The organism is Providencia sp. PROV116 (assembly GCF_028482485.1).
Classification (GTDB): Bacteria; Pseudomonadota; Gammaproteobacteria; order Enterobacterales; family Enterobacteriaceae; genus Providencia; species Providencia rettgeri.
Window position 1 is genome coordinate 70922 of sequence record NZ_JAMPQO010000005.1, and the last position, 21676, is coordinate 92597.

17 protein-coding genes are annotated in these 21676 nt (G+C 43.0%); 9 read left to right on the plus strand and 8 right to left on the minus strand.

Annotated features, from left to right (window positions below):
• Positions 1-23 precede the first annotated feature (23 nt).
• From kdpE to kdpF, 6 genes are read right to left on the minus strand one after another with little or no spacing between them, the layout of a single operon-like run.
• Positions 24-710, minus strand: a complete 687-nt coding sequence (gene kdpE, locus PSE72_RS04580; protein ID WP_115167735.1) for a two-component system response regulator KdpE — start codon at positions 708-710, stop codon at positions 24-26.
• 16 nt (positions 711-726) lie between these two features.
• On the minus strand, positions 727-3414 hold the full coding sequence (gene kdpD, locus PSE72_RS04585) for a two-component system sensor histidine kinase KdpD (protein ID WP_115167734.1): 2688 nt from the start codon (positions 3412-3414) through the stop codon (positions 727-729).
• An 8-nt stretch (positions 3415-3422) separates the two neighbouring features.
• Positions 3423-4016 carry a potassium-transporting ATPase subunit KdpC gene (gene kdpC / locus PSE72_RS04590; RefSeq protein WP_115167733.1) on the minus strand — a complete coding sequence of 198 codons (594 nt, stop codon included), beginning with the start codon at positions 4014-4016 and terminating at the stop codon, positions 3423-3425.
• Positions 4017-4026: 10 nt separating this feature from the next.
• A complete protein-coding gene (gene kdpB / locus PSE72_RS04595) occupies positions 4027-6090 on the minus strand; it encodes a potassium-transporting ATPase subunit KdpB (RefSeq protein ID WP_109912832.1) in 2064 nt (687 codons plus the stop codon).
• 12 nt (positions 6091-6102) lie between these two features.
• Complete coding sequence (gene kdpA, locus PSE72_RS04600) at positions 6103-7806, minus strand: potassium-transporting ATPase subunit KdpA (protein WP_115167732.1); 1704 nt, start codon at positions 7804-7806, stop codon at positions 6103-6105.
• Between the two features lies 1 nt (position 7807).
• Positions 7808-7897, minus strand: coding sequence for a K(+)-transporting ATPase subunit F (gene kdpF, locus PSE72_RS19935; protein WP_071524535.1), 90 nt, complete (start codon positions 7895-7897; stop codon positions 7808-7810).
• 444 nt (positions 7898-8341) lie between these two features.
• On the opposite strand from kdpF, the gene PSE72_RS04605 reads away from it, so the two are divergent.
• The gene (locus PSE72_RS04605) at positions 8342-8548 is read left to right on the plus strand and encodes a YbfA family protein (protein WP_004909050.1); all 207 of its coding nucleotides are present in this window, start codon (positions 8342-8344) and stop codon (positions 8546-8548) included.
• 199 nt (positions 8549-8747) lie between these two features.
• On the plus strand, positions 8748-9491 hold the full coding sequence (locus PSE72_RS04610; RefSeq protein WP_217007782.1) for a type 2 GTP cyclohydrolase I: 744 nt from the start codon (positions 8748-8750) through the stop codon (positions 9489-9491).
• A gap of 285 nt (positions 9492-9776) precedes the next feature.
• Here PSE72_RS04610 and PSE72_RS04615 read toward each other — a convergent pair whose 3' ends face one another.
• Positions 9777-10904: a multidrug effflux MFS transporter gene (locus PSE72_RS04615; RefSeq protein ID WP_272690913.1), complete on the minus strand. Its 1128-nt coding sequence runs from the start codon at positions 10902-10904 to the stop codon at positions 9777-9779.
• Between the two features lie 132 nt (positions 10905-11036).
• Between PSE72_RS04615 and PSE72_RS04620 the strand changes: the two genes are divergently transcribed.
• On the plus strand, positions 11037-11798 hold the full coding sequence (locus PSE72_RS04620; RefSeq protein ID WP_272575588.1) for an AraC family transcriptional regulator: 762 nt from the start codon (positions 11037-11039) through the stop codon (positions 11796-11798).
• An 84-nt stretch (positions 11799-11882) separates the two neighbouring features.
• Here PSE72_RS04620 and PSE72_RS04625 read toward each other — a convergent pair whose 3' ends face one another.
• Entirely contained in the window at positions 11883-13169 is a 1287-nt protein-coding gene (locus PSE72_RS04625; RefSeq protein ID WP_004909058.1) for a citrate synthase, read from the minus strand.
• A gap of 670 nt (positions 13170-13839) precedes the next feature.
• On the opposite strand from PSE72_RS04625, the gene sdhC reads away from it, so the two are divergent.
• The 6 genes from sdhC to odhB all read left to right on the plus strand — a co-directional run bounded on the left by sdhC (position 13840) and on the right by odhB (position 21622).
• The gene (gene sdhC, locus PSE72_RS04630) at positions 13840-14229 is read left to right on the plus strand and encodes a succinate dehydrogenase cytochrome b556 subunit (RefSeq protein WP_004909059.1); all 390 of its coding nucleotides are present in this window, start codon (positions 13840-13842) and stop codon (positions 14227-14229) included.
• On the plus strand, positions 14223-14567 hold the full coding sequence (gene sdhD, locus PSE72_RS04635; protein ID WP_004909064.1) for a succinate dehydrogenase membrane anchor subunit: 345 nt from the start codon (positions 14223-14225) through the stop codon (positions 14565-14567). The genes sdhC and sdhD overlap by 7 nt, the downstream gene beginning before the upstream one ends.
• Positions 14568-16334 carry a succinate dehydrogenase flavoprotein subunit gene (gene sdhA, locus PSE72_RS04640; RefSeq protein WP_004909067.1) on the plus strand — a complete coding sequence of 589 codons (1767 nt, stop codon included), beginning with the start codon at positions 14568-14570 and terminating at the stop codon, positions 16332-16334.
• A gap of 35 nt (positions 16335-16369) precedes the next feature.
• The gene (locus PSE72_RS04645; protein WP_198641778.1) at positions 16370-17086 is read left to right on the plus strand and encodes a succinate dehydrogenase iron-sulfur subunit; all 717 of its coding nucleotides are present in this window, start codon (positions 16370-16372) and stop codon (positions 17084-17086) included.
• 496 nt (positions 17087-17582) lie between these two features.
• On the plus strand, positions 17583-20396 hold the full coding sequence (sucA, locus tag PSE72_RS04650; protein WP_004909072.1) for a 2-oxoglutarate dehydrogenase E1 component: 2814 nt from the start codon (positions 17583-17585) through the stop codon (positions 20394-20396).
• A 14-nt stretch (positions 20397-20410) separates the two neighbouring features.
• Positions 20411-21622: a 2-oxoglutarate dehydrogenase complex dihydrolipoyllysine-residue succinyltransferase gene (odhB, locus tag PSE72_RS04655; protein ID WP_004909074.1), complete on the plus strand. Its 1212-nt coding sequence runs from the start codon at positions 20411-20413 to the stop codon at positions 21620-21622.
• Positions 21623-21676: the final 54 nt, after the last annotated feature.

Below are 21676 nucleotides of genomic sequence, written 5' to 3' on the forward strand. Positions count from 1 at the left end.
AGAATTCAATAAATGGTCATCTGTTAAGGCATAAACCGATAACCAATTCCTGTTTCGGTTAATAAGTGAATAGGGCGTGCAGGGTCATTTTCTAATTTTTGCCGTAGATGGCCCATGTAGATGCGTAAGTAATGATTATGTTCCACATAATTAGGCCCCCAGACTTGCAGTAATAAGTGCCTCTGAGTTAATACTTTACCGCTGTTAGCCACGAGTTCACTGAGTAAACGAAATTCAATCGGGGTTAGATGAAGTTCTTCATTTTGTTTGGTCACGACACGATTAATAAAGTCGATGGTAATATCCCCAAACTGGCATTTTGAGTTTTCTTGAGTGGCTTTGCCGAAGCGCCGTAAAGCCACTCTAACTCGAGCCAGTAACTCACTAATTCCGAAGGGTTTTGTGAGGTAATCATCAGCACCTGCATCCAATGCTGCCACTTTTTGTGATTCTTCTTCACGAGCGGATAAAACAATAATCGGAATACTGCTCCACTGACGTAGATCATGAATTAAATCAAGCCCATCACCATCGGGTAAGCCAAGGTCTAAAATTAACAAATCAGGTTGTCGCGTACCGGATTCAATGAGGCCACGTTGGTAATTTTCCGCCTCAAATACCTTCCAGCCTTCACCTTCCAGCGCTAAACGAACAAAGCGGCGTATTTCTTTTTCATCTTCAATAACCAGAATTTGATGGCTAGTACTCACAATATTGTTAATCCTTTTATGTTTCTACTTCGATATCAGGTAGTTGCTTTAAAGGTAAGATAAAATGGAAACTCGCTCCACCTTTATTATTATTTTGCGCCCAAATTTCGCCTCCATGTAACTGAATAATAGCACGACAAATGGCGAGCCCTAAGCCAACTCCTGGAATTGCGGACTCTTTTTGCGCCCGAGAAAATTTATCAAAAATGGTTTTTTCTTGTCCGTTTGGAATCGCATTGCTGGCATCCCATATTTCAATATGAATTTTTTGCCCTTCAACTGTAGCTCGAATACCAATCGGGGTATCGTCATGACTGTATTTTACGGCATTTTCTAATAGGTTGATTAGCACCCGTTCAATCAAGTTAGCATCACAATAAAGTAGTAAGTCTGCTGGAATATCAATTTCTAAAGGATGGCTGTGTAAGGTGTAATCTAAGGTTCTAACAGCACTACTGGTAATTTCTTGCAGTGATTCCCACGCTAAATTGGGCTGAATACTGCCAGATTGTAAGCGAGCCATATCCAGTAAATTATTCACCAAGCGCGAAGTGCTAAGTACTTGCTGGCGCATTTGGTTCACTTGTTCTGTTAGTGGTGATTTTTCCGCAGACAAATTCAACATTAAGATTTCGGTTTGGCCGAATAAAACGGTGAGCGGTGTTTTTAGGTCATGAGACAGTGCGGCAAGTAAGGAGTTTCTTAGTTGTTCTCGTTCAATATCTAATTTGGCTGATTCAGCTTGTTTTGTCAGCTGCAGACGTGCAAAAGCACTCGCAATCAGTCCTGTAAAGGTTTGCAGCATGCGTTGCTGTTCTGGGATCAATAACTGGCGCATGTTTCTTGGTTCAATGGCAAGAACGGCAAGGGTTTGATCGGCAGTGGTGATAGGTTGCAATTGATAGGGAACGCTTGGTAGTGTATCCGTACCAGCACCGGCGGGTTGCCGCTTATCAAAACACCATTTAGCAATGGCTTTATCAATCAGCATTTCACTGTGGCCTTCACATTTTAATAGTGATAACTGGTCGTTTTCATCGGGGAGCAGTAAGCAGCTTTTGGCTTGAAATGCATTATTAAGGAAATGGTACCCAGTTCTCCCAATATCATCAGTCGTGATAGCTTGTCCTAATTCTTTTGTCATTTCATATAGGTGACGTGTTCGCTGCTCTCGATACCGAGCGATACGAGCTTGGTAGCGCATACCTGCAGTTAAATTCCCCACAACAACCCCCACAATTAGCATCACTGTAAACGTGACTAAATATTGCATATCCATGATAGCAAGGGAGAAATGGGGTTGAACAAAGAACAGGTCAAAACTGATCACGTTGACCAGAGCGGCGAAGACAGAGGGGCGTCGGCCATAAAATAATGCGATTAACACGACACCTAATAGATAGAGTGTCACGAGGTTGGCTTTATCGAGGGCCAATAAAAAGGTGCGCGAAAATAAGGTGATAGCAGCACACATCACAATAGCCATTAAATAGCCATTCATATCCGATCGCCATTTTTCAGAGAACGGCTTTCTTTCTGGTTCTTTGTCCCACTCACTTTTCTCTTCAAGTGCGACGATCACTAAATCCAGATCAGGGCCGAGCTTACCAAGACGATCGGCAAAACCGGGACGTAAATTGAGCTTAAACCATTTGTTTACTTTATTACGCCGACCAATCAATATCTTCCCTAAATTATGTTCTCGGGCATAACGTAATATCGCTTTTTCTTCCGAAGGGTCGGATAAAGTTGCTGTTTCTGCACCTAAGTCTTGAGCAAGACGCAACGCTTTTAAGATAGCTCTACGCTGGGTTTCAGGTAGCTGATGAAGTGAGGGAGTTTCAACATAAACAGCATGCCAGACACTACCGAATTTTGCAGCAAGTCGTGCGGCGGTACGGACTAATTTTTCATTTCCGGTATTATGGCCAATGCATAGCAAGAGCCCATCGCGAGTGTGCCATACGGGGGCTTGGCCTTTACCATCACGAAATTCACGCATCTGGTCATCAACCCGGTCAGCAGTACGCCGAAGAGCCAGCTCACGCAGTGCAATTAAATTTCCTTTGCGGAAAAAATGCTCAATAGCGCGTTCGGCTTGCCCCGGTATATACACTTTGCCTTCTTTAAGGCGTTGTCGTAGGTCGTCAGGAGGAAGATCTACTAATACCACCTCATCAGCTGCATCAAAAATATGATCTGGAACTGTTTCTCGTACGCGAATACCTGTAATACTTCCCACGATGTCATTCAGGCTTTCAATGTGTTGAACGTTGATGGTTGTCAGTACGTCAATTCCGGCATCAAGGAGTTCTTCGACATCTTGCCAACGTTTAGGGTGGCGGCTGCCATGGGGGTTACTAAATGCTAATTCATCCATTAAAATTATGGCTGGATGTCTAGCAATTGCTGCGTCAATATCGAAACCATTTAGGCGGCGACCGTGATGAGTTATGCGCCTAGGTGGCAACAGAGAAAGGCCGTCAAGTAGCGCGGCCGTTTCTTCTCTTTCATGGGTTTCTACTACGCCAATCAGCACATCTAGCCCTTGAGCTCTGAGTCTCTGTGCTTCTTGCAGCATGGCATACGTTTTTCCAACACCAGCACAGGCACCGAAAAAAATCTTTAATTTGCCACGCCCAATTTCATTGGCTTTGACCAAGAGTTCATCAGGGTTAGGGCGAATAGGTTCTTGATTGTCCATCACAGCCCCTAGTGAGTTTGACTGTTTATTTGTTGTTGATATTCATCAAGTGCTAAGTTCAGTTTTAGCACATTAATGACGGGTTCACCTAAAAAGGGCAACAATGCCTGTTCAGTATGCGTTTCTATCAATGATTTTACTGTATCTAATGGAATTTGCCTGCTTTTTGCAATACGTGGAGCTTGGTATAACGCTGCATCAATAGAAATATTGGGGTCTAAGCCACTGGCGGAAGACGTGAGTAAATCTACTGGGATGGCATTACCTGCATCGGGGTTCTCTGCGCGCAGTTGTTCGCTACGCTCTGCCATCGTTTGTTGTAATAATGGGTTACTGACAGCCAAATTACTTCCACCAGAAGCTAAGGTATTGTAGGGGATATCGACAGTTGCTGAGGGGCGACCGTGAAAATAGCGAATATTACCCACATTTTGCCCGATTAAGGCAGAACCAACAATGCGCTCATCTTGTGTGAGTAAAGAACCGTGAGCCTGCCATGGAAAAAAAATATTAGCGAGGCCAGTCACCATTAATGGGTAAGCAATACCTGTAAAAATGGTGAGTATAAATAATATAACCATCGACGAACGGATCATATTCATAATCAATTCCTTATATTCCAAAGAGACTAATAAGCAGATCAATCAGTTTGATCCCAACAAATGGCACAATTAACCCGCCTAAGCCATAAATGCCTAAATTACGTTGCAATAATGATTGAGAGCTCATTGGGCGATAGTTGACCCCTTTAATGGCGAGGGGAATCAAGAAGATAATAATCAATGCGTTAAAGATAACCGCAGAGAGGATAGCGGATGCAGGTGAGTGTAATTGCATAATATTTAACGCATTTAGCTGTGGCCAAGTCACTGCAAAAGCGGCAGGGATAATGGCAAAATATTTAGCAATATCATTAGCAATACTGAAGGTGGTTAATGAGCCACGGGTCATTAGCATTTGTTTACCAATATGCACCACTTCAATCAGTTTGGTTGGGTTGGAGTCTAAATCCACCATGTTACCGGCTTCTTTTGCGGCTTGGGTACCTGAGTTCATTGCGACTGCGACATCCGCTTGCGCGAGTGCTGGCGCATCGTTGGTGCCGTCACCGGTCATAGCAACTAAGCGACCCTCAGATTGATATTGGCGGATCAACGCCAGTTTGGCTTCTGGTGTCGCTTCTGCAAGAAAATCATCGACGCCTGCTTCGGCTGCAATTGCGGCTGCTGTTAAATGGTTATCTCCGGTGATCATCACCGTTTTGATGCCCATACTACGCATTTGGGCGAAGCGTTCTTTCATGCCCCCTTTGACGATATCTTTTAATGCTACGACACCTAAAACCGTTTTATTATCAACCACCACTAGTGGCGTTCCGCCTAAATGGGCCACTTTTTCGACCAGTTGATCCGCTTCGACAGGAAATTTACTGTGATTGGCTTCGATATAACGGCGGATGGCATCCGCAGAGCCCTTGCGGATCATTCGCTCGCCAATATTGACACCACTCATACGTGTCATTGCGGAGAAAGGAACAAAAGTTGCATTCAGGGCATGAATATCTCTTTCACGTAAATTAAATTTTTGTTTTGCCAAGACCACAATACTGCGTCCTTCTGGGGTTTCATCCGCTAAAGACGATAGTTGTGCGGCATCCGCCAGTTGCTGCTCTGTAATACCTGTTAGCGGTAAAAATTCAGAGGCTTGGCGGTTTCCCAGTGTAATGGTCCCCGTTTTATCAAGTAATAGAACGTCGACATCACCTGCTGCCTCTACAGCACGGCCGCTGGTGGCAATTACATTTGCTCCTAGCATGCGGCTCATCCCTGCCACACCAATAGATGAAAGTAAGCCACCGATGGTTGTTGGAATTAAGCACACTAATAACGCTATTAACACTAAAATAGAAACGGCACTGCCTGCGCCTGCATGCTCTGCGGCAAAAACGGTGAATGGGTACAAGGTGGCACAAACTAACACAAAGATAATAGTCAGTGCAGTTAATAAAATAGTGAGCGCGATTTCATTGGGGGTTTTACGGCGTTGTGCGCCTTCAACCATGGAAATCATTCTATCTAAGAAGGTTTCACCGGGATTGACGGTACACTCGACTATCAGCCAATCGGAAAGTACGCGAGTTCCGCCTGTCACTGAAGAGAAATCACCACCAGATTCGCGGATCACGGGAGCGGATTCCCCCGTGATGGCACTTTCATCCACGGAAGCACCACCTTCGATGACTTCGCCATCGCAAGGAATGGTTTCTCCGGCACGGATCAACACAATATCGCCTTTACGTAACTGATCTGAACTCACGATATCTTGGTTCGCCTCCAATGAGGCAGACGCTAGCCGCGTTGCGCTACTTTGTTGCTTTACGCCTTTTAAGCTTTGAGCTTGTGCTTTACTTCGCCCTTCAGCAAGCGCTTCTGCAAAGTTGGCAAAAATAACCGTGAACCACAGCCAAAGGGTGATCATTCCGCTGAACCAAGCACTGCCTTGTGTGTAACCCGTTACCATCGCTAACCAGAGTAACGTGGTGATAATACTGCCAATAAAAACTACAAACATGACTGGGTTACGCCATTGTGCTTGTGGTGTACATTTTTTGATAGATTCAATAATGGATTGTTTAATTAATTGATTATTGAATAATTTAGTTTGTTTGTTTTTCATTTTTTTTCCTCATTATCCGGCAAAACCAATGTGTAATTGCTCAGCGATAGGGCCTAATGCAAGAGCGGGTACAAAGGTCAGTGCGCCAATGAGAAGTATGGTGAAAACCAGTAAGCCAATAAATAATGGGCCAGTTGTCGGCAATGTGGCATGGCTTTTGGCTTGGGGTTTCTTATTGGCCATGGAACCTGCGATAGCCAAGACAGGAAGAATGACACCAAAGCGGCCTATAAACATCGTAATGGCAAGTAGCACATTGTAAAACGGAGTGTTAGCGCTGAGCCCAGCAAAAGCGCTACCGTTATTATTAGCCGCAGAAGAAAAGGCGTATAACACTTCACTAAACCCATGCGCTCCAGGGTTTAAAATTCCTGCACGGCCCGCTTCGGTTATTAATGAAAGAGTGGTACCAAGTAGCACTAAGGTTGGGGTGACTAAAATCGCCAGTGCCACCATTTTCATTTCTCGAACTTCGATTTTTTTACCGAGGTATTCAGGCGTACGACCAATCATAAGTCCAGCAAGGAAGACAGCGAGTAGCACAAACAGCAACATACCGTATAAGCCGGAACCAACGCCACCAAAGACCACTTCACCAATTTGCATTAACCACATCGGTACCATTCCGCCCATTGCGGTAAAGGAGTCATGCATGGCGTTAACTGCTCCGCAAGATGCGGCAGTGGTGACGACTGCAAACAAAGCGGAACCAACAATCCCAAATCGGCTCTCTTTTCCTTCCATATTGGCGGTACTTGTTGCGTGTAAGTCTGTTAAAAATGGGTTCCCCACATACTCTGCTTTAACTACGACAATGGCAGCAACCACAAAAACGATCCCCATAACCCAGAGTAAAGTACGGCCTTGCTTGTTGTTACCAACTGCACGACCAAAAGAAAAGCAAAGTGCAGTAGGGATCAGGAAAATAGCAAACATTTGTACAAAATTACTCAGTGCGGTTGGGTTTTCAAAAGGATGTGATGAGTTAGCACCAAAGAAGCCGCCACCATTGGTGCCGAGCAATTTTATCGCTTCTTGGGAAGCTACTGGCCCCATCGGCAGTAGCTGTTCACTGTTATCTAAAGGGTGAATAAGTAAATAACTGGAAAAATTTTGGATAACACCTTGGCTGACAAAAAATAATGCAAAAATAATCGCTAAAGGAAAGAGTAAATACACCGTAATTCGGTAAATATCTAACCACGCATTACCGACAGTTTTACTACCATGGTGTGAAAAAGCGCGAATAATTGCGAAAGCAACGGCAATACCTGTCGCCGCGGAAAGGAAGTTTTGTACCGTCAATCCTGCCATTTGGCTCAAATAACTTAATGTATTTTCGCCGCTATAAGCTTGCCAGTTAGTATTAGTAATGAAACTAACGGCGGTATTAAAGGCTAAATCCCAGCTCATCCCTTCAAAGTGTTGAGGGTTAAGGGGCAAACGGCCTTGGCAGATTAAAATAACGAATAATAAAATAAAACCTAAAAGATTAAATAATACAATCGCTAAGGCATATTGTTGCCAATTCATCTCAGCCATGTCTCTTCCTGGCTGTTTGACTCCGGTTAAACGCCAAAGTAGGGACTCACTGCTTGCTAACCGACGAGGTATATCATTGTCGATTAACCGAGAAATACCATTGCCTAAAGGCTTTGCTAAGATGAATAAGATCAGTAAAAAACTACCTAAAAATAGCAATGTGGTGGTAGTCATATCAGAAATCCTCCGCGTTAAGCAGGGCATAAATCAGATACGTCAGCAGTAAAACAACGAGAACTGCCCCAATAATGGAAAGTAATGACACAGTATTTTCTCCTTATTATTTCCATGTGATAAGGCTAAAGAGTTCGTTGTAAAGAAGCTGATAAAAAGCACGGGTAGGGTGTAAAAAAAGTATAAAAATGGCTGTTTATTTAGCAAAAAGAGAGTGCTTAATAGAGAAAGCGGCGTATGGCCTTATTTGTTAAATTATTGTGATTAAAGTGTATAATTAAAACATTAATTGGTTAAAAAATGTAATAAAAATACGAAATGAGCAGATTTTTTAGAAAAATTTACAGATTGAGTGGTCAGATGAGTAGTTTTATTACACAATTTGCGATATCCTATCTACAGTCAATATATTTCATATTATCTGTCCGGTTTTAGTCGCTCTTTACTACTGTGTTAATGGGATATGTATGTTAATGGGGAATGATAGAGCAAAGCTGGAATCGACAAATAAAGTGGCAACTGAAGGAGGATACCGATGTCCACATATCGCGAATATTCCCGTAATCAGGTACTTGCACGCCGCACTGCTGCTGTAACGGCTGGCATTATTGCGTTTCCGGTTATGGTTTTTTATCCAAAAAGAGCAAAGTTTTATAGTCATTTACATAAGGTTTGGGCAAAAACCAGTGATAAACCTGTTTGGCTAGAACGTTCAGAAACAACCCTAGAAGGCCATCGTTAATTTAGTGCTTAATGGTGAGTAATAACCCCTGCAATATTGAATTGTGGGGGTTTTGTTTTTAATCCCGCCTATTTTTATTCTATATACTTCAAATAACACAGAAAAAAATCATGTTTCCGTTTATGCTTATTGATTATCAGTGAATTACGTTCAAACTGATGGATAAACCGTTTAGCTGTGCAGTAAAAAGGACAATATAATGCATAACTTAAGATTAGAAGAAATCATTAATGACGAATTGAAAGTTAGTGAGTTCCAAGATTTTGCACCGAATGGATTGCAAGTTGAAGGGCGGCCACATGTACATAAAATCATCACAGGTGTGACAGCTTGCCAAGCATTATTGGATGTTGCCGTTGAAAAGAAAGCCGATGCCATCATTGTTCATCATGGTTATTTTTGGAAAAATGAGCCCGCCATTATCAAAGGAATGAAGAGAAATCGCTTAAAAACATTATTAGCGAATGATATCAACCTGTATGGTTATCACCTCCCATTAGATGCACATCATCAATTAGGTAATAATACCCAGCTTGCCTATATTATGGGGGTGCAGGTAAATGGCCAAATCGACCCATTAATGCCATTTGGTTTTTTTGATCAACCGATTACTCCTTCAGAGTTAACGTCTCGTTTAGAAACTCGCCTTGGTCGTAAAGTCTTACATTGTGGTGATAATGCAAAAGAAGAAATTCGTCAAATCGCATGGTGTACAGGGGGAGGGCAAGGCTTCATCCTACAAGCGGCTGAATTTGGTGTAGATGCCTTTGTAACAGGGGAAGTTTCTGAACAAACCATTCATATAGCAAGGGAAATGGGGATCCATTTCTACAGTGCAGGGCATCACGCAACGGAACGTTATGGGATTAAAGCGCTGACTCAGTGGCTTGTAGATGAACATGGGTTAGATGCGGAGTTTATCGATATCGATAACCCTGCCTAAATTCTCGTCATATTTCGAACTGTGGCTGTGTTGGCTTCACTCGGCTACTTGGGTCACATACTTTTGTATGCTCCCCAAGATACCCTTATTCGCCGCCTAGCCACAACTCGAACTATTTAGAGAATTAAATTTTTGCCGCCTTTTACATCAAAGCGTTGTTGGCTGCATTCACGAACCCTAGTCATATACTTATATATGCTCCTAGGGCTTCACTCTTTTGCCGCCTAGCGGTGATTCGAAATACTTAGAATATTGATAATCTATTGATAATAAAGATAAAAATAGCTATTTGGTTCGGTATTTTAACGATGCGAAAACTAATACTGCACTTGAAATAGTTAACACTAAACCTAAGTGCTGGCTCCAACCTGCAACCATCAAACCAATGGCGAGCCCGATGTAGTAAAATAACCCTAAAATGGCGCCGGCGGTGCCTTTTTGCTCACCATAACGGTTTAATGCATGGGCAAGTATGTTCGGGATCGCAATTCCATAACCAATAACAATGCCAATAACGGGTAAAATAAACCAAATTGAATCCATTAGCACAAAAACTAAACAACCACTCACCAATGAAATGAGGCTGGCAAGCTTAACAAGTTGTTCGGATGTGTGTTTTTTAGCCAATAAATAGCGATTTGATATCGAACCTAAACCGACTCCAAGTGCTAATAAAATCCCAGTTAATCCAAACTGTTGTTGAGTGAGCATTAATCGTTCAAAACTGAATGGTGCCAGCTGGTAATAGCTAAATAAATTAATGTTGAAAAATGCTATCAAGATCACATTCCTAACAATTTCTTTATCTGCGATCATGCGTAAAAATGTCTTAATAAATGAGATATGAGTCACGGTTTTAGGCTTGGTCTCGGGTAAACGACAGATTGACCAGAGAAAAAGCACCACAGCTAAAATCGCTAAGCCGATAAAAACGGTTTGATAACCACCAAAATTAACGAGTCCAGCACCAGATAACATCCCTAAAGCGGGGCTGACAGCCAAAGCAACGCCCATAATAGAAAAAACTTTCGCTAATTCATGGCCTTGGTAGCTATCGCGCATGGCGGTTTGTGTACCAATTGAACCTACGGCAGCGCCAAAGGCTGACAACATTCTCATTAGTAATAATAAATAAAAATGTGTGACAAATAACGCGCCAATAGATGCAATACCATATATCAATAAACCCGCCAGAATCGTCGGGCGGCGCCCTAAGGTGTCACACATGCGCCCCCAAAACACCACGCCTAATGCAAAAGCAAAGAAATAAAGCGACAGCGTTTGTGAAGCTTGTTCCGCATTTACTGAGAAAGCACTAGCGATATCAGTGAGTGCGGGGCTGTATATAGTTTCCACAATTTGTGGAAACATCATCAAGGCAACAGCAAGCCATAATGAAAGAGGGTGTTTCATACTTTTTTTCCTGCCAATCTACTAAAAATAAAGGGTCTAATTAGATACAACGATTCAATGGCAGGCAGTTTAGTGTTATTTTTATTGTCTTATTACAATAATAAAGACTATAAATATCAAAAAAGAGACATTATGGCTTGGCTAAATCAAACAGATGAATTTCAAACTCACTGGTACCCCGCACCAGTATTGGGAATTGCAGCAAAAATGGGGCAGCATGACTCTGGCTTTCATAAACATGAAATGGGACAACTTCTTTTTACACAACAAGGATGTATACGAATTTCACTGGAAAATCGTTTGTCTTTACTTCCTCCGGGAAGAGTGGCTTGGATCCCACCATTTGTTCTTCATCGGGCTCAAATGCGGGCATCAGTGGGTTACCGTTCGGTTTATTTAGCGCAAGAATACGCTGACAGAATAGGGAATGAAGTGATGATATTAAGTATTTCATCCTTATTGAGAGAAGTACTTGAGCGTATTGCGATTGCGCCATTTGATAGTGATTGGCAACAAGGGAATTTAGCTAATTTATTGCCCGTATTTATCGATGAGTTACAAAGTGCAACTTTAGAGCCAACACTGCTACCATTACCGCAAGATAGGCGTTTTAAAGGGGTTGATATCGAACAATTACCTCCAAATTTAAACCAATTAGCACAAACTGTTGGGGCGAGTGAGAAGACGATTACCCGGATTTTTTTTAAAGAAACAGGAATGAATTATCAAGCATGGCGTCAACAATGGCGTTACATTAAAGCGATTGAATTACTCGCACAAGAAAAACCCTATCACTATATTACTCAAGAACTTGGTCTAACAAGCGATAGCGCATTTATTAGTTTTTTCCGTAAAATGAGTGGGATGACACCAAGGGAATATCAACAACAGTAAGTTAAACAACTTCGGTAAACAAAAATGAAAAAAGCCCCGAAAATTCGAGGCCTTAGCATGTGTAGGGGTAGATTTAATTAAATATTATTTTTTTGCTAATTCTGAGTTGAATTCACGTTTATCATAACCCGTGTACAACTGACGAGGGCGAGCAATTTTCAAGCCGTCATCGTGCATTTCATTCCAATGTGCAATCCAGCCAATAGTACGTGCAATGGCAAAAATAACAGTAAACATTGAAGATGGAATACCCATTGCTTTCAATATGATACCAGAATAGAAGTCAACGTTCGGGTACAGTTTTTTCTCAATGAAGTACGGGTCGTTTAATGCGATACGTTCCAGCTCCATTGCGACTTCCAGCAAACTGTCATTCAGGCCAAGTTCGTTTAGAACTTCATGGCAAGTTTCACGCATTACTGTTGCACGTGGGTCATGGTTTTTATAAACACGGTGGCCGAAGCCCATTAAGCGGAAAGAGTCATTTTTGTCTTTAGCGCGCTCGATAAATGCAGGGATGTGCTCAACGGTTTGGATTTCTTCCAACATACGCAAGCAAGCTTCGTTAGCACCACCATGAGCAGGCCCCCACAGTGATGCAATACCCGCTGCGATACAAGCAAATGGGTTTGCACCAGATGAACCCGCAGTACGAACTGTAGATGTTGAGGCATTTTGCTCGTGGTCAGCGTGCAGAATTAAAATACGATCCATTGCGCGCTCTAAAACAGGATTAACCGTGTATTCTTCACAGGGTGTAGAGAACATCATATGCAAGAAATTACCCGCGTATGACAGGTCATTACGTGGATAAACAAAAGGTTGGCCAATTGAATATTTGTAACACATCGCTGCAACTGTTGGCATTTTTGACAGCAGGCGATAAGCCGTAATTTCACGGTGACGTGGGTTGTTAACATCCAACGCATCGTGATAGAACGCGGCTAATGCCCCCGTAACACCACATAAAACGGCCATCGGGTGTGAGTCACGGCGGAAACCATTAAGCATGCGTGTAATTTGCTCATGGATCATTGTATGGCGAGTCACCGTATTTTTAAATACGTCATATTGTTCTTGAGTCGGTGCTTCACCGTATAGCAGGATATAACAAACTTCGAGATAAGAGGCTTCAGTGGCGAGTTGATCGATAGGGAAACCACGGTGCAACAGAATGCCTTGATCACCATCGATATAGGTGATTTTTGATTCACAGGATGCAGTAGAAGTAAAACCAGGGTCGTAGGTAAAGAACCCTTTAGAACCTAAAGTTCGGACATCGATAACGTCTTGACCAATCGTTGGGCTTAAAATATCTAGGTCAATATCACCCTTACTACCAGTCGTTAGCTTAGCTTTGTTATCAGCCATTACGGTCTCCTTAGCGCTTGATAATCGACACCCAACAACCCAGAAGCTCAGCGTTATACTGTGTCTTCGTGCATTGTTCTACCGGTATGCTTTGGAAATCAGCTCGCTATCACATAAAACCTGAAATCTGAGACCGACGACAATGTAATTAGGTTGTTTATGAGTGTGTAGATGTTATGTTCTTTTTGTTGTTTTCCCTACAATATCATTATTTGTGGTAAGAGGAACAACTTTCATAACTTTTGTTATTAATACCCATCATAGTTCAAATTGAAGAGTATTTAACATTGCAACATTCACGTTTTTTCTTTTCCGATGAAGGGTAAACAGCACCGTTAAGATAATTCTGCCAGACCTATATGTAAGATAAATGTTGAATCATTGTCAAATAAGATAAGCACATTTATACAAAATGTTTAAATCGTGATCCTTCTCACTGTTCGGGCTAAATGTCTCCAAACATTTTGTGTGGGAATTGTAATGGCATTGTGAAGACTTTATACTAGCGGCAGGTCTCCGGATTACCCTGTAGTAGGAGTTCCCAGCGTGATCAGTATGCAACTTTATTTAAACATGATGGATTAGAGTTTGTGTTAAGTTGCATTTTGTACCCCTGTCGCTGTCTGATTTCCACCCCAGGTCCGGAGGATGGAAAATAATAAAGAGCTGTGTGGGCAAAATTGTGAAAAAACAAAGACCTGTCAACCTTGATTTGCAGACGATTCACTTCCCGATCACTGCAATATCTTCGATCTTGCACCGTGTCTCTGGCGTCATTACTCTCATCGCAGTTGGTATTCTGCTTTGGTTGTTAGGGACATCTCTCTCCTCTCCAGAAGGTTTTCAATACGCGTCTGAAATAATGACTGGCTTTTTTGCTAAGTTCATTCTTTGGGGCATCTTGACTGCTTTGGCTTACCACATCTGTGGTGGTATTCGTCATATGCTAATGGATTTCGGTTGTGTTGATGAAACGCTTGCTGCTGGTAACTCATCTGCAAAAATTACATTTGTCATTACCGTGATTTTAGCAATTCTGGCGGGGATTTTAGTATGGTAAGTAATGCTTCAGCTTTAGGCCGTACTGGTATTCAGGACTGGCTATTAATCCGTGGTTCTGCGATTGTCATCGCACTCTACGTACTCTACATTGTTGGTTTTGTTGCTATTAACGACATTACCTATGAAGTCTGGCGTGGCTTTTTCGCCTCTTCTGTGACGAAAGTATTCACAATCCTCACCTTGTTCTCGATTCTTGTCCATGCGTGGATTGGCATGTGGCAAGTGCTGACTGACTACGTTAAACCTTTAGCAATTCGTTTAGTATTGCAGCTGGCTATCGTTGTAGGTCTGTTGGCTTATTTAATTTACGGAACAATTGTTGTGTGGGGTGCATAAATGAATCTGCCAATCAGAGAGTTTGACGCTATCGTTATCGGTGCGGGTGGCGCAGGTATGCGTGCCGCATTACAAATTTCACAGATGGGCCTATCTTGCGCGCTTCTGTCAAAAGTCTTCCCAACCCGTTCTCATACTGTATCAGCACAAGGCGGTATTACTGTTGCTTTAGGTAATACTCACCCTGATAACTGGGAATGGCATATGTACGATACCGTGAAAGGTTCCGACTACATCGGTGACCAAGATGCTATTGAATATATGTGTAAAACAGGGCCAGAAGCTATCCTCGAATTAGAGCATATGGGGTTGCCATTCTCTCGTCTTGATGACGGAAGTATTTATCAACGTCCATTTGGTGGTCAGTCTAAAAACTTCGGTGGTGAGCAAGCTGCACGTACTGCAGCTGCGGCTGACCGTACTGGCCACGCACTGTTACATACTTTGTATCAGCAGAACTTAAAAAACCACACCACCATTTTTTCTGAATGGTATGCCCTTGATTTAGTTAAAAACCAAGATGGTGATATCGTAGGTTGTACTGCAATTTGTATGGAAACAGGTGAGCTGGTTTATTTCAAAGCGAAAGCCACTATTTTAGCAACCGGTGGTGCTGGTCGTATTTACCAATCAACTACTAACGCACACATCAATACGGGTGATGGCGTAGGGATGGCTGCTCGCGCAGGTGTTCCACTACAAGATATGGAAATGTGGCAATTCCACCCAACAGGTATCGCAGGTGCGGGTGTTCTCGTGACTGAAGGCTGCCGTGGTGAAGGTGGTTATCTGTTGAACAAAGACGGTGAACGCTTCATGGAGCGCTATGCGCCGAACGCAAAAGACCTTGCGGGTCGTGATGTTGTCGCACGTTCTATCATGATTGAAATCCGTGAAGGTCGTGGTTGTGATGGTCCATGGGGCCCACATGCCAAACTGAAACTGGATCACTTAGGAAAAGAAGTTCTGGAATCACGTTTACCGGGTATTCTTGAGTTATCTCGCACCTTTGCTCACGTTGACCCAATCAAAGAGCCAATTCCAGTTATTCCTACTTGTCACTACATGATGGGCGGTATTCCGACTAAAGTCACTGGTCAAGCTATTCGTTATAATGAAAACGGCGAAGATGAAGTTATTCCGGGTCTGTTTGCTGTCGGTGAAATTGCCTGTGTATCTGTACATGGCGCTAACCGTTTAGGCGGTAACTCACTTCTCGACTTAGTCGTATTTGGTCGTTCAGCGGGTCTGCATTTGAAAGAGTCCATCATGGAACAAGGTTCAATGCGTGATGCGTCTGAATCTGATATCGATGCAGCGATGACTCGCTTTAACCGTTGGGAAGGTGCTCGTACTGGCGAAGACCCAACTGAAATCCGTAAAGCACTGCAAACCTGTATGCAGCATAACTTCTCGGTATTCCGTGAAGGTGATGCGATGGCGAAAGGCTTAGAAGAGCTGAAAGTGATTCGTGAACGTCTACAAAATGCGCGTCTTGATGATACCTCGACTGAATTTAATACTCAGCGTATCGAATGTTTAGAACTGGATAACCTGATGGAAACGGCTTATGCAACTGCTCAAGCTGCAAACTTCCGTACAGAAAGTCGTGGTGCGCATAGCCGCTTTGACTACCCAGAGCGAGACGATGCGAATTGGTTATGTCACTCATTATATTTACCGCAATCTGAAACGATGACGCGTCGTGAAGTCAACATGCAGCCAAAACTGCGTGAAGCCTTCCCACCGAAAATTCGTACCTACTAATGCGTGGTGTTAATCCAGTTGCGGAGAAATAAACTATGAAATTACAATTTTCGATTTATCGCTACAATCCTGATGTGGACAACGCACCACATATGCAAGATTACACGCTAGAAGTTCCTGAAGGGCGTGACATGATGTTGCTGGATGCGTTAATCCAAATCAAAGAGCAAGATCCAACATTATCCTTCCGCCGTTCTTGTCGTGAAGGGGTGTGTGGTTCTGATGGTCTGAACATGAACGGTAAAAACGGGTTGGCATGTATTACGCCATTATCTGCTTTAATCCGTGGTGGGAAGAAAATTGTCATTCGTCCATTGCCGGGTCTGCCTGTTGTGCGTGACCTGATTATCGACATGACTCAATTCTATACCCAATACGAAAAAATTCGTCCATATCTCATTAATGATAACAAGAATCCACCGGCGCGTGAGAATTTACAAACTCCTGCACAACGTGAAAAACTCGATGGTTTATATGAGTGTATTTTGTGTGCTTGTTGTTCGACTTCTTGCCCATCTTTCTGGTGGAATCCGGACAAGTTTATCGGGCCTGCAGGCTTGTTGGCAGCGTATCGCTTCTTAATTGATAGCCGTGATACTGAAACCGATTCACGATTAGATGATCTGAACGACGCTTTTAGTGTCTTCCGCTGTCATAGCATCATGAATTGTGTCAATGTATGCCCTAAAGGACTAAATCCAACGAAAGCTATTGGTCATATTAAATCTATGTTACTAAAACATAGCGCTTAATGATGAATATTTAACCCGCAGTGCTCAGGTGCTGTGGGTTAAAATGGAAATAGCACAAAATAAAAACATAAGTTAAAAGAAACGCGTAAAGTAAAAACAATGACATGATTTTAATGCGCGGAAGCTCACAAAAGCGCGAAAACGAAATACCAACAATGAGCATCAGAAAGTAACATTGTCACCCATAAAAAGTAGTATTTATTAAAACGTTGTCATTACAAAAGCGTAAAAAAGTGAAAGCAAAGAAAGTAACAGTAAAAAGTAGAAAAAATAGCCAACTGCAAAAGATGAAGACGACAGCCCAAGCATAGGGGCCTTTAAAAACCGCAGCCAGTTTTTAAAGGTTCCTTAAAAGGGAAACCCTTACTGATAAAGGGCCTCCCAAAGAGAGAACATGCATAAAGCACGTCCAAGAGAACCTTTATCGAGGTCGCTTAAATGCGGCGATTAGTTAACCACGGCGAAAACTAAAGCTTTAAAAGCTTAAGGGATCACAATGCAGAACGGCGTAATGAAGGACTGGCTGGATTCAAGCTTTCTGGCAGGCGCGAACCAGACTTATATAGAACAGCTCTATGAAGATTATCTGACTGACCCTAACTCTGTCGATGCCGAGTGGAAAGCAATTTTTGAGCAACTCCCTGGTGCAGCATTAGGCACTAGCGGCGAACAATTCCACTCCCAAGCGCGCGATTACTTCCGTCGCTTAGCAAAAGACTCTACACGTTATCACACCTCTGTTAGCGATCCAGCTATCGACGCAAAACAAGTTAAAGTTTTGCAATTAATCAATGCGTTCCGCTTCCGCGGGCACCAAAATGCGAATCTTGACCCGTTAGGTCTTTGGAAACGTGAATCTGTTCCAGATTTAGACCCAGCATTCCACAACCTGACGAAAGAAGACTTCAACGAAACATTCAACGTGGGTTCATTTGCTATTGGCAAAGAAACCATGAAGCTTAGTGAGCTATATGAGCACCTGAAACGTATTTATTGCGGTTCTATCGGTGCTGAATATATGCATATCACGAATACAGAAGAAAAACGTTGGATCCAACAACGTCTTGAGTCTGTTGACGTTTCTAAGATCTTCTCAGTAGAAGAGAAAAAACGCTTCTTAGCTGAATTAACCGCGGCTGAAGGGCTTGAGCGTTACATTGGGGCTAAATTCCCAGGCGCCAAGCGTTTCTCATTGGAAGGTGGTGATTCACTGATCCCAATGCTGAAAGATTTAATCCACCACGCAGGCAAGCAAGATACCCGTGAAGTTGTTTTAGGTATGGCTCACCGTGGTCGTTTAAACGTTTTAGTTAATATCTTAGGTAAAAAACCGGGCGAATTATTTGATGAATTCGCGGGTAAACATAAAGATCACTCTAGTGCGGGTGACGTTAAATATCACCAAGGTTTTTCTTCTGACTTTGAAACCGCAGGTTCTCGTGTTCACTTAGCATTAGCATTTAACCCATCTCACCTTGAGATTGTTAGCCCTGTGGTTATTGGTTCAGTACGTGCTCGTCGTGACCGTTTAGATGAAGGCCGTAGCAACATGGTTCTGCCTATTACTATTCACGGTGACTCCGCAGTAACTGGCCAAGGTGTTGTGCAAGAAACGTTGAATATGTCACAAGCACGTGGTTATGAAGTCGGCGGTACGGTGCGTATCGTAATTAACAATCAAATTGGTTTTACCACTTCTAACCCGAAAGACACCCGTTCTACAGAATACTGTACAGATATCGTGAAGATGGTGCAGGCACCAATTTTCCACGTGAATGCAGATGACCCTGAAGCAGTGGCATTTGTAACTCGTTTGGCACTGGATTTCCGTAACACGTTCAAACGCGATGTTATGATTGATTTAGTATGTTATCGCCGCCATGGCCATAACGAAGCGGATGAGCCAAGTGCAACTCAGCCAGTGATGTATCAAAAAATCAAGCAGCACCCAACACCACGTAAAATTTATGCAGACCGTTTAATTGCAGAAAATGTGTTAAGTGCTAATGATGTCACTGAAATGGTCAATCTGTATCGCGATGCGCTAGATGCAGGTAACTGTGTGGTTGAAGAGTACCGTGAAATGGGCCTGAATTCATACACATGGGCTCCATATTTAAACCATGAATGGGATGCATCATATAAATCAACCGTTGATATTAAACGCTTAACTGAACTGGCAACTAAAGTTAGTACCATTCCAGAGGGCGTGGTTGCGCAATCTCGTGTTGAGAAAATTTATGCAGACCGTGCCGAAATGGCGAAAGGTGAAAAGCTTCTCGACTGGGGTGCAGCTGAAACTTTAGCGTACGCAACATTGGTTGATGAAGGTATTCCTGTTCGTTTATCGGGTGAAGATGCGGGCCGTGGTACATTCTTCCACCGTCATGCAGTGGTCCACAACCAAACGAATGGTTCAGTTTATGTTCCACTGCAAAATATTCATAACGGCCAAGGCGTGTTTAATGTTTGGGACTCTGTTCTGACTGAAAATGCCGTATTAGCATTCGAATATGGTTATGCAACCACAGAACCTCGTGCATTGACTATCTGGGAAGCACAATTTGGTGACTTCGCTAACTGTGCTCAAGTGGTTATCGACCAATTCATTAGCTCAGGTGAGCAAAAATGGGGTCGTATGTGTGGTCTGGTCATGTTACTGCCTCATGGTTATGAAGGTCAGGGTCCAGAGCACTCATCTGCACGTTTAGAGCGTTACTTGCAACTGTGTGCTGACCAAAACATGCAAGTGTGTGTTCCGTCAACACCTGCTCAGGTTTACCACATGTTACGTCGCCAAGCCTTACGTGGCATGCGTCGTCCTCTGATTGTGATGTCACCAAAATCTCTGCTACGTCACCCATTAGCGGTCTCTAGCATGGAAGAATTGGCAAATGGTACATTTGAGCCAGTTATCGGTGAAATCGATGAAATCAATCCGAAAAATGTGAAACGCGTCGTTATGTGTTCAGGGAAAGTCTATTACGATCTGTTAGAACAACGTCGTAAAAATGAACAAACTGACGTGGCTATCGTGCGTATCGAACAGCTATATCCGTTCCCACACGAAGACATTCAAAAAGCGTTGGCGCAATTTACTGATGTAAAAGACTTTGTATGGTGTCAAGAAGAGCCATTAAACCAAGGTGCTTGGTATTGCAGTCAACATAACTTCCGTGAAGCTATCCCAGCAGGGGCAACTTTACGTTATGCAGGTCGAGCTGCTTCTTCATCTCCAGCAGTTGGCTATACGTCCGTACACCAGGAACAACAAAAAGCCCTGGTTAATGACGCTTTGAACATTGAATAATTAAAGGATAGAAAATGAGTAGCGTAGAAATTCTTGTTCCCGATCTTCCTGAGTCCGTTGCAGATGCTACGGTTGCCACATGGCATAAAAAACCAGGTGACAGTGTTCAGCGTGATGAAGTACTGGTTGAGATCGAAACAGATAAAGTCGTATTAGAAGTTCCTGCAAGCGAAGCGGGTGTATTAGAAGCTATCGTTGAAGATGAAGGTGCAACGGTATTATCTAAGCAATTACTGGGGCGCATTCGTTTAGGCGACAGCACTGGTATCCCTGCTGAAGTGAAAGAAGCACAAGAATCAACACCTGCACAACGTCAAACTGCAAGTCTAGAAACAGAAAGCAACGATGCGCTGACCCCAGCTATTCGCCGTTTAATTGCAGAGCACGATTTAAACCCTGCGGATATCAAAGGGACTGGCGTTGGTGGACGTTTAACGCGTGAAGATGTTGAAAAACATTTAGCGGCAAATAAATCTGCGGCACCTGCGGCGAAAGCACCAGAAGCGCCACAAGCGCCTTTAGCGCATCGTAGCGAAAAACGTGTTCCAATGACGCGTTTACGTAAACGTATCGCAGAGCGTCTGTTAGAAGCGAAAAACACCACTGCAATGTTGACGACGTTTAACGAAGTCAATATGCAACCAATCAAAGACTTACGTAAACAATATGGCGAAGTATTCGAAAAACGTCATGGTGTTCGTTTAGGCTTTATGTCTTTCTATGTGAAAGCTGCTGTTGAAGCACTGAAACGCTACCCAGAAGTGAATGCTTCTATCGATGGCGATGATGTGGTTTACCATAACTATTTCGATATTAGTATTGCAGTTTCAACACCACGTGGTCTTGTAACGCCTGTTCTACGTGATGTCGATGCAATGAGCATGGCTGATATCGAGAAGAAAATTAAAGAACTGGCTGTCAAAGGTCGTGATGGTAAATTAACTGTTGAAGACTTAAGTGGCGGTAACTTCACTATCACTAATGGTGGCGTATTCGGTTCTCTGATGTCTACACCTATCATTAACCCACCACAGAGCGCGATTTTAGGCATGCATGCGATTAAAGACCGCCCTATGGCTGTAAATGGTAAGGTAGAGATTCTTCCTATGATGTATTTAGCACTGTCTTACGACCACCGTTTAATCGATGGTAGTGAGTCAGTTGGCTTCTTAGTCGCTATCAAAGATATGCTGGAAGATCCAACTCGTTTACTGCTGGACGTATAGCAACATAACAGGGCAGGGTACAACTTGTCCGGTCTGAAGTAACCGATGCAGCCC

Bases quoted from the DNA above. Each gene is read 5' to 3' on its own strand.
- odhB (WP_004909074.1), top strand. From the start codon at position 20,411: ATGAGTAGCGTAGAAATTCTTGTTCCCGATCTTCCTGAGTCCGTTGCA.
- sdhD (WP_004909064.1), top strand. From the start codon at position 14,223: ATGGTAAGTAATGCTTCAGCTTTAGGCCGTACTGGTATTCAGGACTGG.
- kdpC (WP_115167733.1), bottom strand. From the start codon at position 4,016: ATGAATATGATCCGTTCGTCGATGGTTATATTATTTATACTCACCATT.
- kdpA (WP_115167732.1), bottom strand. From the start codon at position 7,806: ATGACTACCACCACATTGCTATTTTTAGGTAGTTTTTTACTGATCTTA.
- kdpB (WP_109912832.1), bottom strand. From the start codon at position 6,090: ATGAAAAACAAACAAACTAAATTATTCAATAATCAATTAATTAAACAA.
- PSE72_RS04620 (WP_272575588.1), top strand. From the start codon at position 11,037: ATGGCTTGGCTAAATCAAACAGATGAATTTCAAACTCACTGGTACCCC.
- PSE72_RS04645 (WP_198641778.1), top strand. From the start codon at position 16,370: ATGAAATTACAATTTTCGATTTATCGCTACAATCCTGATGTGGACAAC.
- PSE72_RS04625 (WP_004909058.1), bottom strand. From the start codon at position 13,169: ATGGCTGATAACAAAGCTAAGCTAACGACTGGTAGTAAGGGTGATATT.
- PSE72_RS04605 (WP_004909050.1), top strand. From the start codon at position 8,342: ATGTCCACATATCGCGAATATTCCCGTAATCAGGTACTTGCACGCCGC.
- sdhA (WP_004909067.1), top strand. From the start codon at position 14,568: ATGAATCTGCCAATCAGAGAGTTTGACGCTATCGTTATCGGTGCGGGT.
- kdpD (WP_115167734.1), bottom strand. From the start codon at position 3,414: ATGGACAATCAAGAACCTATTCGCCCTAACCCTGATGAACTCTTGGTC.
- PSE72_RS04615 (WP_272690913.1), bottom strand. From the start codon at position 10,904: ATGAAACACCCTCTTTCATTATGGCTTGCTGTTGCCTTGATGATGTTT.
- PSE72_RS04610 (WP_217007782.1), top strand. From the start codon at position 8,748: ATGCATAACTTAAGATTAGAAGAAATCATTAATGACGAATTGAAAGTT.
- sucA (WP_004909072.1), top strand. From the start codon at position 17,583: ATGCAGAACGGCGTAATGAAGGACTGGCTGGATTCAAGCTTTCTGGCA.